General features: G+C 67.7%; 1 protein-coding gene. It reads left to right on the top strand.

Going from position 1 to position 932, the window contains the following annotated elements:
• The coding region (locus H9I49_RS23305; RefSeq protein WP_188032800.1) for a glycoside hydrolase family 3 protein at positions 1 to 932 on the top strand (932 nt) is incomplete at its 3' end.

Below are 932 nucleotides of genomic sequence, written 5' to 3'. Positions count from 1 at the left end.
GTGAATCAGTCGGTCCGCTATGCCGCGTACCTGGATCCGGAAGCGCCTGTGGCAGCAAGGATCGAGGACTTGTTGTCACGGATGACCCTGCCGGAGAAGGTCGGACAGCTGCTGATGCTCGACGCAGAGCATGGGGACCTGGTGGACATCGTGTCGGGCAAGCTGGCCGGGTCGGTCCTGCATGTGTCACCCGCGCGGATGCCGGAGGCCATCGACCTTGCCCTTCGGACACGGCTCGGCATTCCGCTGCTGACCGCCGAGGACGGCGTCCATGGCCATTCGTTCTGGCCGGGCGCGACCATCTTCCCGACGCAGCTGGCGATGGCCTGCTCCTGGGATCCTGTTCTGCTCCAGCGGGTCGCCCGTGTGGCCGCGACGGAGATCGCGGCGACCGGCATCCACTGGACGTTCTCGCCGGTGCTGTGCATCACCCGGGACCTGCGCTGGGGCCGTGTCAACGAGACGTTCGGTGAGGACCCGTTCCTGATCGGTGAGCTGGGGTCGGCGATGGTGCAGGGCTACCAGGGTGAGGGCCTCAGCGACCCGAGCGCCGTGCTGGCGTGCGCCAAGCACTTCGCGGGCTACTCCGAGACCCTGGGCGGGCGCGACGCGAGCGAAGCGGACCTCAGCTCGCGCAAGCTGCGCTCGTGGTTCCTTCCCCCGTTCGAGCAGGCGGCTCGTGCCGGCTGTCGCACCTTCATGCTCGGCTATCAGTCGATCGAAGGGGTGCCGATCACGGCGCATCAGTGGCTGCTCGACGACGTGCTCAAGGGCGAGTGGGGCTTCACCGGCACGCTGGTCACGGACTGGGACAACGTCGGCCGGATGGTCTACGACCAGCGGATCTGCGCCGACTACGTCGAGGCTGCGGCAGTCGCCGTCAACTCCGGGAACGACCTCATCATGGCCACGCCGGCGTTCTTCGAGGCCGC

Origin of the sequence: Terrabacter sp. MAHUQ-38 (assembly GCF_014518425.1) — a bacterium.
Lineage (GTDB): Bacteria > Actinomycetota > Actinomycetes > Actinomycetales > Dermatophilaceae > Terrabacter.
The sequence above is the reverse complement of the archived record's forward strand: the minus strand, read 5'-3'. Positions and strand labels throughout refer to the sequence as shown.